The following is a 14,377-nucleotide window of genomic DNA, read 5'->3' as shown; positions in this document are numbered from 1 at the left end:
ATCAAAATAAACCAACAAACCAATGAACCAATTTTTTACCAAATGTAAATACTTTGGGGTATTGGATATTTTACTGCAGCCAGATAATATCCGGTACGCAGTCATATCCGATCCCAAAAGTTATCCGCTAAGAAGTCTAGTGACGCAGGACACACCTTTTGTGTCAAAGTACAGGAAGTAAATAACAGCCTGATCAAATTTAGCATTGCAACTGATGCATGATGCTCCAGTTTCTTAAAACCTAACCAATTGTATGATGAAAAGAAAATCATTGAACTGTATTAATCAAATTATTAGAAGCGCATGAAAAAAAATTACTTGATATTTTTTGTTGTGACAGTAGGGCTACTCGCTCACAATGAAATTAATGCTTCTCCACTTAATAAACTTAAAAATCCTCGCCACCAACCAATGGGTTACGGATCGGATAAAACTTTTACCAGGGTATTTATTTCTGTTTCAGGAAAAGTTGTTGATGAAACAGGCCAGCCATTACCAGGTGTTTCCGTTAAAGTAAAAGGAAAATCGGGTGGCGTACAAACCAGTAACGATGGCCGCTTTATCATTAATGCAAACACAGGTGATATACTTCAGTTTATGTCAGTTGGCTACAAAACAATAGAGCGGGAGGTTAATGGACAGGAAGTACTTAAGATACGTATGGAACCTCAACAAAATGATCTTGATGCGGTAGTTGTGGTAGGTTACGGACAGAAAACAAAAGCAACGAATGTTGGGGCGCTTTCTTCTATATCTACAAAAGAGCTTAAGCAGAACCCGGTTACCAACTTAAGTAATGCCCTTGCAGGCCGTTTACCAGGTTTGATTACCCAGCAAAGGGGTGGGGAGCCAGGCCGAGATGATGCCAGTCTGTTAATTAGAGGTATAACGACTTTAAGTTCGGCAAGTGCAGCACCATTGGTGCTGGTTGATGGAGTTGAACGTCCTTTTTCGCAGATCGATTTTAATGAAGTCGAATCGGTATCGATTTTGAAAGATGCCTCGGCCACAGCGGTTTTTGGTGTTAGGGGAGCAAACGGTGTAGTATTGGTAACCACCCGCAGAGGTACGGCAGGAAAAGCAAGCATTTCAATGTCGGCAAATTATGGCTTACAAAGCCCGGCCCGATTACCCAACTTTGTGGGCTCTTATGATTATGCTACCCTTAGAAATGAAGCGGTATTAAATGATAATCCAAATGCAGTAGTGCCATATACACAGCAACAGCTTGATGGTTATAAGAACCATAGCGATCCTTTTTTGTATCCTGATGTAGATTATTATAAGGAATTTTTGAAAGAGTTTACACCACAATCTAATGTAAACATCAATATAAAAGGAGGAAGTAACATTGCCCGTTATTTTGTTTCAGGCAGTTTTGCAGATCAGCAAGGTATTTACAAAAATACAAAAGGCGATTTCTTTGATGCAAACTCACGTTTCCAGCGGTTTAATTTCCGTTCGAATATCGACATTAATGCTACTAAAACAACCTTGATTTCGGTAAACATGGCAGCTATTGGCGGTGTGAAAAATAGCCCATACGCTACCAGTGGCGGTAGTGTTACTGGCTATGGTGGTGCGGGCGATATGTTCAGCGGTTTGTCGCGTACGGCACCAAATGAAATGAACCTGTTAAATCCTGACGGTACCTATGGCGCCAGTAACCGCCCTGCAAAAGTGCAGCGGAATATTCTGGGCGATTTAAGAGAGCGTGGTGTTACCAAAGAGTATAACAGTACTGTAGAAATAAGTGTAGTTGCTGACCAGAAACTAGATTTTATTTTAAAAGGACTAAGTGCCAAGGCTAATCTGGCTTTTAACAGTTATTATACACAGTTTTACAATACCTTCCGTGGAAATAGTGGCGATATTGCCAGTGCATACCGAAGATATTCTGTAGATGGTATTGATGTCAACGGACAGTATATATACACGCAGCGAACTGGTACCTATAACCCTTTGATATCTACCAACAGTTTTTATGCAGATGGCAGTAACCGTAATTTTTACCTGGAAGGATCTTTATTCTGGCAAGGAAAAACCGGTAAACACGATATTACTGCTTTGCTGCTCTACAACCAACAAAGAAAAACAAATAATACCGCTACCAGCAGTTCACTTACCGACTGGCCATTTTCAAGAATGGGAGCTGTTGGCCGTGTTACCTATGGTTACGACAATAAATATTTTGCAGAGGTAAATGCCGGTTATAACGGTTCTGAAAACTTTCAGGATGGTCAGCGTTTTGGCTTTTTTCCATCCTTTTCTGCTGGTTGGTTAATATCTAGCGAAGATTTTATTAAAAATGGCCTGCCTGCAATCACTTATCTGAAGTTAAGGGGATCAATTGGTCAGGTAGGGAACGATGCGGTGACGGGAAGAAGATTTTTGTACTACAATAATGCTTATAGCTCAGGAACAGGCTATAGTTTTGGTCTTGCCCAAGGCAGTGCAGTTGGTGGATTAGTAGAAGGTGCCATACCTACCAATGGTGTGAGCTGGGAAAGAGAAACCAGTTCAAATATCGGTTTGGAATTAAACCTATGGGGTAAAAAGCTGGGTTTAGTTGCCGATGTGTTTTATAAAAAACGTGTCGATATTTTAACTACACCTGCAAGTACACCAGTGGTAGCAGGTATTACCTTACCGGTACAGAACATTGGTCAGGTAGAAAATAAGGGCTTTGAAATCGAAGCCAATACAGCACATCAAATCGGTAGTGTAAATGTTTGGGTGAGGGGGAATTTTGCTTTTGCCCGTAACAAGATTCTGGCACAGGATGAACCAACACCAAGATACGAATGGATGGCCCGTACTGGAAGAAGTGTCGGACAGAGCTGGGGGTATTTAACAGATGGTTTTTATAACAACCAGAGAGAGGTAGATAACAGAACTATTCAGGCTTATTTCAGCGGTCGTTTACAGCCAGGAGATTTTAAATATAAAGATATTAATGGGGATGGCATGATCAACTCTTATGACATGGTTCCTGTTGGAAAACCAACTTTCCCTGAAATTACCTATGGCTTTAGCACTGGCTTCAGCTGGAAGGGTTTAGATGTAAGTGTATTATTTGCCGGATCAGGCAATACTTCCATGTTTGTTTCGAACGAAGTAGCCTGGGAGTTTTTTAACGGCGGCAAAGTACTGGAATATCACTTAAACAGGTGGACACCTGGTACCGCAGCTACAGCTACTTACCCACGCTTATCAAGCGATCCGCAGGGTACAGATAACAACTATGTCGATTCCGATTTCTGGATTAGGGATGCTTCTTTCATCCGCCTTAAAAATGCTGAGATCGGTTATACTTTCGCGGATGGCTTAGTTAAAAAATTAAGATTGGGTAGCCTGAGATGTTATGTAAACGGTCAAAACCTATTTACCTATAGCAAGGGTATCAAATACCTGGATCCGGAAAACAGAAACAGCCGTGGCTGGTACTACCCACAGTCGGTGGTTTATAACGCCGGACTATCCGTTAATTTTTAATCTGAACATTATGAAAACTACAATATATCAAATCCTCATTGTCATTCTTTTGGGCATTGGGATTGCTGGTTGCCAGAAAGAATTTTTAGCAGCACCTCCAAATAATGTAACCACAACCGATTCTACAGTTTTTAGTAACGAACTGCAGTGCCGCCAGTACTTGGCCAATATTTACGCGAGTATGCCTTCAAACCAGCTCAATAGAAATAACGGGCAGTTAGCTGATGGCTGTTTCGAATCGGAACAGGGCATACAATGGTCACCTTTTCAGGTATACAATGTAAATGCCTACAACGGTGGTGCGGGCAATGTTGATAATGCTTATGGTACTTATTATCCAATGATACGTAAATGCAATATTTTCATAAAGAACGAGAAGTACATGAAGTTTACACCGGCAAATGCGGTTTACTTTAAAGCCGAAAACCGCTTTTTACGTGCATTCGCCTACTTCGAACTCTTAAAGCGTTATGGCGGCGTACCCCTTATCGATTCGGTTTGGATCTACGATGCCGAAGACATTAAACCTGAATTTGGCAAGCAATTAAAACGTTCGAGTTTTGATGCAACGGTTAAATTTATCCTCAAAGATTTAGATTATGCATCGGCCAACCTGCCCTGGATATGGCCGAACGCCACCACCGATTTTGGTCGCGCCTGCAAATCGGCGAGTATGGCCATGAAATCCAGGTTGCTGTTATATGCCGCAAGTCCGTTATTTAATGCCAACCAGCCGCATGTAAGCGATGCGAATTGTCCTGATTCTTTATTTAAGTATCCTTCATATAACATTCAGCGCTGGAAAACAGCTATGGATGCTGCTAAGGATTTTATAGATGCCAATGCTGCAGAAGCGATCAAATATCAGCTTTATAGTAATTATGGCGATATGTTTATCAATGTAAGGGGTAATGCCAATAATAAAGAAGTAATCTTCTCTCATGCAAACCAGGTGGCTGGGCCATCCCAATCCAATCCAACATTAAATCTGGTAGATATGTACGATATGGTTAATGGAAAGCCTATTTCCGATCCAACATCAGGATATAATGAGCAGGATCCTTATAAAAACCGCGATCCCCGTTTATTACAAACCATTTTAACCAATGGTGTAGCCTGGGCCGGAAGAACATTTGAGCCATTTATTAACGGCGGGCAAGATTACAACGGAGACCGGACCATTACCGGTATGTTGCAAAAAAAATATGTGGGTGCAACCGCACAGAACCAGGGAGCAGCCCGCTTTATATTTTACAGGCTGGCAGAACTTTACCTGAATTATGCGGAGGCACAGAACGAATTTGAAGGTGGTCCTAATGCCAATTCATACACCTATGTTAACCTGGTACGTACAAGAGCAGGTATGCCCGCATTTCCAACTGGTTTAAATCAAGCGGATTTTGCCGCAAAGTTAAAAAAGGAACGGATACTGGAATTTGCTTTCGAAGAAACAAACCTTTTCGATGAGCGCCGCTGGCTAATGGCTGAAAGTTTGGATGCAGGTTCTTTTTATGGATTTAAAATCAATAAAAATGCCAACGGAACTTTTAGCTATAGCCGTACAGCATTCGAAAAACGAAGTTTTCTGAAAAGATTTTACCTCTATCCAATACCTGAGGTAGAAATCTTTAAATCACCAGAGCTGAAGCAAAATCCAGGATGGTTTTAACTATCCGTAACCTCATTAATAATCAGAATTTATCAGACTTAATATATTATACATGCGTTGTTTGAAAATTATCACGGTACTATTTTTAAGTTGTGTTTGCGTTATACATGCACAGGCACAACAGAAAATCCGGATTACCATAGTTGATCAGAATAGAAACCCAGTAGCCGGTGCTGGGATCAAGGTTTATTCTTCAGGAAAAAAAGACATTACCAACGTAAAAGGGGAAGTATTGCTTGTATTGAACAATACTGATAGTATTGCGATACGCGCAGCAAATTACCTGACTAAAAATGCTGCTGTAAGTACAAAAACTGATCAAATGTCCATCACACTCGATGCCTTAAAACCTTGGGAAGGCAGTATCGAGCTGCCGTGGATGAGCCAGAATAAGAAATACAGTACTGCTGCAGTATCAACGGTTAGCGGTGCGCAGCTGTCGAAAAATCCGGAACCGAACTCTTCCAATCTTTTGGGCGGAAACCTTGCCGGATTGGTTGCCAGACAGGGCAGCAGTGAACCCGGATATGACGGCGCTGTTTTTAATATCAGAGGCTTTAGTTCTTACAACTCCCTTTCACCCTTAATCTATGTAGATGGAATAGAGAGAGATATCCAGCAGATAGATCCATTGGAACTGGAAACGGTTACCATTTTAAAAGATAATGCGGCAAACGGAGCTTTTGGCATAAGGGGGCAGGGCGTTCCATTTTGGCCACCACAAAAAGAGGACTGGCCAATACCAGCGAAGTTTCTTTTGTGGCACAAAGCGGATTGCAGTATACCGGAGCTTCGCCGGATTTTTTGGGCGCACAGCAATACATGCAGCTTTATAACGAAGGCGCAATTAACGATGGCCTTCCTGCAAAATATTCGCAAGCACAGATCGATGCCTATAACAATCCGAGCAGAGACCAGATGCGTAATCCAGACGTAAACTGGAATGATGAAATGCTAAAGAAAACCACCAGTCAATCGCGTTACAACCTGATGTTTAGGGGTGGGACCAACGATTTTAGATATTATGTGATGATGGGGTACCTGCACCAGGGCGGCATTTTTAAAAATGGCGATGTAAACAAAGAGCAGTTTGGTTTTACTAACAACATCGATTTTAAACGTTATAACTTTAGAACAAACCTCGATTTTCAGGCAACTAAGCGGTTATTGCTTTCCCTTGATCTTTCAGGACGATTAGAAGATAGAAATTATCCGGGGACTGGTACTGGTACAATTTTTAATGCAATTTCTAGCTCTCCAGGTAATGAATTTCCGGTAAAATATCCTGACGATAAAATTGGTGGTACTTCACAGTTTCAGAATAACCCTTATGGTTTGCTAACCAGCACAGGTTATGCTACAGAGTTTAGGCGCAATTTCCTTGGAACCATTAAATTAAAGCATGAACTGGATATGATTACGCCAGGACTTTCCATCAATAGTGCCTTCGCTTTCGATAATTATTTTTATACCAATGGCGGGCGTACCAAAACATTTGCCGTTTATCAGTTACAGCCCGATAATACCTATAAGAGTTTTGGGACCGAAGGTTTGCTTAATGTGGTATCAAGATCTAATGATCAAGATAGACGGACAACTTTTTATACCAATGTGGCTTACCAGCGCGAATTTGGAAAACACAGGGTAGAAGGTTTTCTTAATTACAACCAGAGTTACGAGAATGGAAACGGTTTTGATTTTCCATACGCTTCGCAGGGATTTGCCTCACGGTTGAGTTATGTGTTTGATCAGCGTTACCTTTTCGAATTTAATGGATCTTACAGTGGTTCAGAAAATTTACCTGAAGGTAAACGTTTTGGCTTCTTTCCTACTTTCTCTGCTGGATGGATCGTTTCGGAAGAGGCTTTTATGAAAAATCAGAGTTTTATCACTTACTTGAAAATCAGGGGTTCATTTGGCTATACCGGCAATGCCGATATTACCGGAGCCGGAACACAGCGTTTTCTGTACCAGAATTTTTATACAGGCGGTGCCAGCTATGTATTTGGCAATAACCCGGCTAGTTTAGGTGGAAGAACGCAGGCCAGACTGGCCAACCCAGATGTTACCTGGGAGACTTTAAGGCAGGCCAATGTAGGTTTCGACCTTTACTTTTTAAAAGAGCACTTCAGGTTGTCGGTGGATATGTTCAAAGAGAAAAGAACAGATATCTTAACCACGCCAATTATTTCAGGAACAATGGGGATTGCTACTGCACCTTACAATCAGGGTATTATGGATAATAAAGGCCTGGAGGGGGAACTTTCTTACCATTATGAAAAGAACAAAATTGGTTTCTCTATTGCCCTCCTCGGATCATGGACAGAAAATACACTGGTATTTAACAACGAAGTTTTTCGTCCCTACGATTATCTGAAAAGAACCGGCCGACCAACAAGTAGTGTATTTGGAATGATCAGTGAAGGTTTTTACACGGTAGCCGAAGCCACAAAGATCAACAACGAACTCGCTATGCCTGCGGCAAATAAAACCATTCCATTACCATTATTTGGTACGGTTAAAGCCGGTGATATGAAATACAAAGATCAGAATGGCGACAATCTGATTGATGTGTATGACCAGACGTATCTGGGAAGCAGCTTGCCTAAATACTTTTATGGTATCCGTGGAGGTTTCCGCTATGCTAATTTCGACCTTTCTTTCCTACTTCAGGGAGCTGCAGGTGGTGTGGTAGATGTACGCAATGTAAGCACACAGGGATTCCAGGGCGGTGCTAAACCCAGCACATTCGTGTTAAACCGCTGGACACCGGAAACAGCTGGAATGGCAGATTTTCCTCGTCTCTCTGTGGTAAACAACGCACTTAATTATCAGGCCTCGGATTTCTGGATCTATAAAAGCGACTACCTGAAATTGAAAAATGTAGAAGTAGGATTTTCTACCGCAATCCGCAATAAAGGGAAAGTAGTGATTGATAACATGCGAATTTTCGTCAATGGCTCAAACCTCTTTATCATGGATAAACTACCGGTAAAATGGATGGACCCGGAAATGTCGGGTGCAGGAATCGGAAATTACCCACGTATGCGTATTGTGAATGTAGGTGGACAGTTCACCTTTTAATTTTTGTTTTAATCATGATGGTCAATTGACCATACATCAATAAAAATATATTGTAATGAAAAAAAGTATTCTTATCCTGATCTGTGCTTTCGCAATGCTGCTTTCTTGTAAAAAAAGCTTGCTGGACAGCCCACCTGAAATTCTGGTACCAGAAAAACTGATTTTTACAGAAATCAATTATGTAACAGAGTTTGTAAACGATATTTATGGTGCTACGCTGCAAAGTGGTTTTAGTGCCACTTCGAGTACCACTTTTATAGAAACAGCTACCGATGATGCCAAGCATAACAACCTCTCTGCAGAGGTACAGCGGTTTGGTACCGGTGCCTGGAGCGCAGATAATAACCCCGATAATTTATGGAACTATTATTACACAGGTATCCGCAAATGCAATAAATTCTTTGAGCAGATAGGCCAGGTAAATACCGTAGATCATGGTGCACCAATCATTATCAACAACATCACGGCTGAGGTACAGAAGCAACGCCTGATTGGTGAAGTATATTTTTTAAGAGCCTACTTTTATGCCGAGCTGATTAAGAGATATGGCGGTGTTCCTTTGCTTACCAAAACAATTAATGTAGGAGAAGATGCAAATACTCCGAGGGCCAGTTATGACGATGGTGTAAAACTCATTTTAAAAGATTGCGATTCTGCCTTTAACCGTTTACCGGTTGATTATACTGCATCAAATGTTCAAAACTATTATGGAAGGGCCACAAAATGGTCGGCACAGGCTTTAAAGGCAAGGGTATTGCTTTACGCTGCCAGCCCGCTGAATAATCCTTCAAATGATGCCTCGAAATGGGAAGCTGCAGCAGCAGCAGCCTTACCTTTTGCTAATGGTACTGCCCCTTTTTCGCTTACGGCAATCAGTAACAACATGGCCAATTACGAAGCCAATTTCCGGGGAAATCCTTATGCAAACAAGGAAATGATCTGGGTACAGAACGAATCGAACCAGAATTATCTGGAGTTGAGAAATTATGCCGTAGGCTTTGATAGGGAAGTGGGGGAGTAGGACCTTCACAAAACCTAGTGGATGCATTTGAAATGAAAACAACTGGTAAGCCGATTAGCGAGGCAGGCTCGGGATATGACCCTTTACAGCCTTACTTAAACCGCGACCCAAGATTGGATGCTACTATTTTACGTGATGGTTTAACTTATAACGGACGGGTGATTGATGTTACCCGCGGGGGCGCGGATGGACCAGATAAGACCAATGGTACCGTAACCGGCTATTACCTTAAAAAATTCCTCGATCCGGCACTCAACTTAACCAATAGCCAGACTTCCCGCCATTTTTGGATATTTTTCCGCTTGCCAGAAATGCTGTTGAACTATGCCGAGGCCCGTAATGAAACTGTTGGTGCAGATGTATCGGTATACGCCGCAGTCAACGCTATCAGAACAAGGGTAGGGATGCCGGTATTACCTGCGGGTTTGTCTCAGGCGCAAATGCGGGAGCGGATACGCAACGAGAGAAGGATTGAGCTGGCTTTTGAAGGTCACCGCCCTTGGGATGTACGCAGGTGGAAAATTGGAGAAACTACATTGGGTGCACCTTTGCGTGGAATAAGAGTAAGCAGGGATGGAACCGCTACCACTTATACTTCTTCCCTGATCGAAAACAAGGTGTTCCTTCCTAAAATGTATCTATACCCTATACCACAAAACGAAGTAGATGCAAATACGGGCATTGGTCGTCAGAATCAAAACCCAGGCTGGTAAAGCCTTATAGTAAATCAATATAATCAACCTATTAATGTACCCAAAATGAAAAAAACATTCCTATGGTTGTGCCTGCCGCTTTTTTTTGCGGCTTGTACAAAAAACGTTCCAGTAGAAATTGTTGAAACATCAACTCCTGTCGCAGTGGTTGACACAGGTTTTACAAGCGATCATACTTATAACTTAAATGTAGTGTACTTTGTGCCAACCGATAATCCGGCAAAACCTGAATATGAACGCAGGTTAAGTGAAATTTTGCTCAAATTAGCTAAATTTTATGGTGACCAGATGCAGGCAAATGGTTACGGATTTAAAACTTTTGGTTTATTAACCAAACTAAACAAAACCAGAATTAAAATTGTAACTATACCTGCCAAGCTAACAGCCGATAAGTATACAAACGCTAACTTAACAGGTATTATTACGGAAGTAGAGGCTTACTTCACTGCTCATCCAGGAGAGAAATCCGGCGAACATACCTTAATTATCAGTCCGGATAATAAAATAGACAATCCTTATGTTGGCTATGGCAAGTATTGTTTCTGGCCAGATAAAGGAGAGGATGGGGTGGTGTTGGGCGGCCAGGGTGGTTTAGCACACGAGCTGGGGCATGGTTTAAATTTACCACACAACAGGCAGCGGGAATCGAGAATAAATGACCCCAATTATGGTACTTCTTTAATGGGGAGTGGTAATGGAACTTATGGTAAGTCGCCTACATTTTTAACCGAAGCAGATTGTGCTATTTTAAATACCAACCAGATTTTTCAAAAGCAATCGCCCATTACTTACTATGGTGCTGTAACAGCTGGTATTAAGAGAATGTATGCTTCCTACTCAGCTACTAAAGGAGCCATTATTGCTTCAGGCAGATTTACCAGCAACGTTGCGGTTACTAATGTTACCTATTACCTGGATCCTAATTATAATAATGAAGGTGTAGGAGTGAATAAAGATTATAACGCGGTTACCTGGCGTTCTGATGTAATTGGTACGGATAGTTTTTATGTGGAATTACCAATGACTGAAATGAATAATACCTATAAAGCAAATAATCCAGCTGAATTGAAAGTAAAACTGATTCATGAAAATGGGGTAGTTACAAATACAACGTATGATTTTAACTTTTTGAACAACCTTCCTGTTATTAATATAACCCCGGGACCGGATAAATCTGCTTGGAGGGTAATTAATGTAAGTTCGGAAGAAGCGACTTACGAAGGCTTAAAAGTAATTGATGATAACTTAAGCACCTTTTGGTTTGCCAAATTTTCGCAGCCTGCAGCAATTTTACCACATTATCTGATTATTGATATGAACAAGCAATTACAGGCGGATGGACTTACAATTAACCAACGTCAGGATGTTTACAGAATGGTAAAAAACGTTGAAGTGTTGATCAGTACCGATAATATAAATTGGGAATCGACCGGGAACTATGTGGTGCCAAATGTTAAAACGGCATCTAAACTGGCATTTGATTCGACAAAAACGTTCAGGTATTTTAAGGTGCTGGTAAAGTCGAATTATGACACTGCAGAACCTAATAAATCATGTATTGCAGAACTCGGGATTTATAAAAACTAATAAGAACGATAAATGAATAAGGCATAAATTTTAGCGGTATCTGATGCCGGGCCTCGAAAAACCGCTACTTTTTGATAAAATCTTATAATGCTAAGGAATGATGGGCATTAATTTTTGCCTGTCATTCCTTTTTTTAATACTTAAAAACACACAATGAAAAAAATCCTATTTGGACTGCTCTTTTTTACCCAAATTAATTTGTTGGCACAAACAAAATCCAGCGGTAAACGTAAACTATTAGCTGACGACTCTATTTGCTATCAAATGAAAAAAGTGGCGGATTGGCAATGGCAAAATTTGGAAACCCAGGGATGGAAAAACCCGAAAAAAGACTGGACCAGTGGCGCGATGTATGCAGGCATGATGGCCTGGGCTAAACTAGCCAATGACGAACAATATTATAACAAATTAAAAAGGGTTGGTGCGGATAATAAATGGGATACGGGAAGTTACCGTTATTTTGCCGATGACTATTGTGTTGGCCAGCTTTATTCGCAGCTGTATACAGTTTATAAAAATCCCGAATATATCCGAAAGTTTAAAGCCCTGGCCGATACCATTGTTACTTTACCGCATTTAGAAAGTTTAGAATGGAAAAATAATATTTACACCCGCGAATGGGCCTGGTGTGATGCCATGTTTATGGGGCCGCCAGCATTGGGCTATTTAACACAGGCAACAGGAGATGCAAAATATCTCAACAAATCAATCGAACTTTGGTGGAAATCTACCGCCTACCTATATGATAAAGACGAATATCTTTTTTACAGAGATAGCCGTTATTTTAATAAAAAAGAGAAAAACGGAGCTAAGGTTTTCTGGAGCAGAGGTAACGGATGGGTGATTGGAGGTTTAGCACGCTTGCTGTCTGTAACGCCCGAAAATCATCCTCAGCGCAATAAGTTATTGAAACTGTTTACAAATATGGCCAGTAAATTAGCTTCATTGCAGCAGGCAGATGGAAGCTGGCATGCCAGCCTGCTCGATCCCGAGAGTTATCCTACCAAAGAGACAAGCGGAACGGGATTTATTTGTTATGCAATGGCTTGGGGAATAAATAACAGAATTATCCCCGCTAAAAAATATAAGCCTGTTGTTTCAAAGGCCTGGGATGCATTAAAATCTGCTGTACACCCTGACGGGAAGCTGGGCTTTGTACAGGCCCAGGGAGCTGCACCAGATAAGGTAGGCTATGAAGATACTGATGTTTTTGGTGTTGGTGCGTTTCTCCTGGCAGGGAGCGAAATGTTTCGTCTTTCATTAACGCAGGATAATGGCCTCATTGCTGAAGCCTATAATGGGGCTTCAACCCAAGCCGAGCAAACCATAAAAGTGGCCTGGCCTCGTATTGTAAAGAAGTTAAAGGTAAAAGAAGCTAGCCAGTTAATAGTAAGAAATGCTGCTACTGGTGAAATTGTACCTTTAAATACAAGTTATGAAGGAGAAAAGATAACCGGAATACACTTCAACGCAAGCCTTAACGCCGGAACCAATCAATTTTTCGAAATCAATACTAAATAACAATATCAGGTATGAACAACTTTAAATATGCCTTTTTAATAGGAGTTACGTTTTTAGTAACAAATTTTGCCAGCCGTGCCCAATCAGGGAAGAAAACGAAAACAAATGCGGTAGCCACGGGGGTACAGGACAGGGCCTTTTGGGTAAAAACATTGTATAAAATAGCTTACCCCGTTATCCATAACCTGGCTAATAATACCCTGAAAAAAAATATGGCTACTGAAGTAGCCCCTCATTACTATAATAATGTAAAAGAAGTTGGTTATACCGAAGCTTTAGGCCGGACCTTTGCGGGCATTGCCCCATGGTTAAACCTGCCTGATGATGATACGGAAGAAGGAAAATTAAGGGCAAGATTTAAGTCAGAGACAATCCAGGCTTTAACTAATGCTGTAGATCCGCTAAGTGCCGATTACATTAACTTCAGAACAGATGCACAACCAATTGTAGATGCAGCCTATGTTGTACAAGGCTTTTTACGAGCGCCTAATGTTTGGAAAGCATTAAATGAAACCACTCAGAAAAGGTACATAGCAGAAGTTAAGTCGTTAAGAAACAGAACCGGCGCATACAACAACTGGCTTTTGTTTCAGGCTATTGAAGAGGCCTGGCTATTGAGCGTGGGGGAGGAGTATGAACCTTATCGTACCATGACTGCTATTAACAAGCTAAATGAGTGGTATGTTGGAGACGGATGGTATTCTGACGGAGCTAGTTTCAGTACAGATTATTACAATGCTTACGTTATCCACCCCATGATGATGGATATTTTAAAAGTGATGGTAGCCAAGAAAAAAATGGCTGAAGCACAATTGTTTAAGGTAACTAACCGGGCTGTACGTTATGCTCAAATTACCGAACGGATGATTTCCTCAACCGGCGAATACCCTCCTATAGGTAGAAGTGTAACTTATCGTACAGCTGCTTTTCAAACCCTGGCGCAGGTAGCGTTAGATGAGAAGTTACCAAATGAATTAAGTCCGGCACAGGTAAGGTGTGCACTAACAAAAGTATTTCAAAATATGTACGCGGGCAACCAGAATTTTGATGAACAAGGCTGGTTAGTGCTGGGCTTTAATGGTCACCAACCAGAAATTGCCGATCCTTACACCTGCACAGGAAGCCTTTATATGGCAACTCTTGGTTTTTTACCACTGGGATTACCGGCCGATAATACATTCTGGACAGCCCCTGCCGGACTATGGACATCACAGAAAGCCTGGACAGGTAATGCTTTTTTAAAAGACCATGCTGCGGGCAATTAATATTAACTTTAAGCTAAAAACA

General features: G+C 41.3%; 8 protein-coding genes and 1 pseudogene. All 9 read left to right on the top strand.

The features are described 5' to 3' along the window. The first annotated feature begins 303 nt into the window (after positions 1-303). The 9 genes and pseudogenes from G7074_RS02350 to G7074_RS02315 all read left to right on the top strand — a co-directional run bounded on the left by G7074_RS02350 (position 304) and on the right by G7074_RS02315 (position 14,355). Positions 304-3,495, top strand: a complete 3,192-nt coding sequence (locus G7074_RS02350; RefSeq protein WP_124562516.1) for a TonB-dependent receptor — start codon at positions 304-306, stop codon at positions 3,493-3,495. A gap of 10 nt (positions 3,496-3,505) precedes the next feature. After that, on the top strand, positions 3,506-5,164 hold the full coding sequence (locus tag G7074_RS02345) for a RagB/SusD family nutrient uptake outer membrane protein (protein ID WP_166206591.1): 1,659 nt from the start codon (positions 3,506-3,508) through the stop codon (positions 5,162-5,164). A 52-nt stretch (positions 5,165-5,216) separates the two neighbouring features. After that, positions 5,217-5,777 (top strand): annotated as a pseudogene (locus G7074_RS27820) (TonB-dependent receptor plug domain-containing protein); the annotation flags it as partial. A 98-nt stretch (positions 5,778-5,875) separates the two neighbouring features. Continuing rightward, the gene (locus G7074_RS02340; protein WP_166206588.1) at positions 5,876-8,248 is read left to right on the top strand and encodes a SusC/RagA family TonB-linked outer membrane protein; all 2,373 of its coding nucleotides are present in this window, start codon (positions 5,876-5,878) and stop codon (positions 8,246-8,248) included. Positions 8,249-8,303: 55 nt separating this feature from the next. Then, positions 8,304-9,269, top strand: a complete 966-nt coding sequence (locus tag G7074_RS02335; protein WP_166206586.1) for a RagB/SusD family nutrient uptake outer membrane protein — start codon at positions 8,304-8,306, stop codon at positions 9,267-9,269. Between the two features lie 17 nt (positions 9,270-9,286). Then, positions 9,287-9,982 carry a RagB/SusD family nutrient uptake outer membrane protein gene (locus G7074_RS02330; protein WP_166206583.1) on the top strand — a complete coding sequence of 232 codons (696 nt, stop codon included), beginning with the start codon at positions 9,287-9,289 and terminating at the stop codon, positions 9,980-9,982. A 45-nt stretch (positions 9,983-10,027) separates the two neighbouring features. Beyond that, positions 10,028-11,569, top strand: a complete 1,542-nt coding sequence (locus G7074_RS02325) for a discoidin domain-containing protein (protein ID WP_166206580.1) — start codon at positions 10,028-10,030, stop codon at positions 11,567-11,569. 153 nt (positions 11,570-11,722) lie between these two features. Beyond that, positions 11,723-13,090 (top strand): glycoside hydrolase family 105 protein, encoded by a 1,368-nt coding sequence (locus tag G7074_RS02320; protein WP_166206577.1) that lies wholly within the window; start codon positions 11,723-11,725, stop codon positions 13,088-13,090. 11 nt (positions 13,091-13,101) lie between these two features. Further along, positions 13,102-14,355, top strand: coding sequence for a DUF2264 domain-containing protein (locus G7074_RS02315; protein WP_166206574.1), 1,254 nt, complete (start codon positions 13,102-13,104; stop codon positions 14,353-14,355). Positions 14,356-14,377 lie beyond the last annotated feature (22 nt).

The organism is Pedobacter sp. HDW13 (assembly GCF_011303555.1).
Classification (GTDB): domain Bacteria; phylum Bacteroidota; class Bacteroidia; order Sphingobacteriales; family Sphingobacteriaceae; genus Pedobacter.
This window is presented reverse-complemented; position numbering and strand designations above follow the sequence as displayed.

Excerpts from the sequence above, each read along its gene's own strand:
- G7074_RS02350 (WP_124562516.1), top strand. The coding sequence starts at position 304 with ATGAAAAAAAATTACTTGATATTTTTTGTTGTGACAGTAGGGCTACTC.
- G7074_RS02345 (WP_166206591.1), top strand. The coding sequence starts at position 3,506 with ATGAAAACTACAATATATCAAATCCTCATTGTCATTCTTTTGGGCATT.
- G7074_RS02335 (WP_166206586.1), top strand. The coding sequence starts at position 8,304 with ATGAAAAAAAGTATTCTTATCCTGATCTGTGCTTTCGCAATGCTGCTT.
- G7074_RS02325 (WP_166206580.1), top strand. The coding sequence starts at position 10,028 with ATGAAAAAAACATTCCTATGGTTGTGCCTGCCGCTTTTTTTTGCGGCT.
- G7074_RS02320 (WP_166206577.1), top strand. The coding sequence starts at position 11,723 with ATGAAAAAAATCCTATTTGGACTGCTCTTTTTTACCCAAATTAATTTG.
- G7074_RS02315 (WP_166206574.1), top strand. The coding sequence starts at position 13,102 with ATGAACAACTTTAAATATGCCTTTTTAATAGGAGTTACGTTTTTAGTA.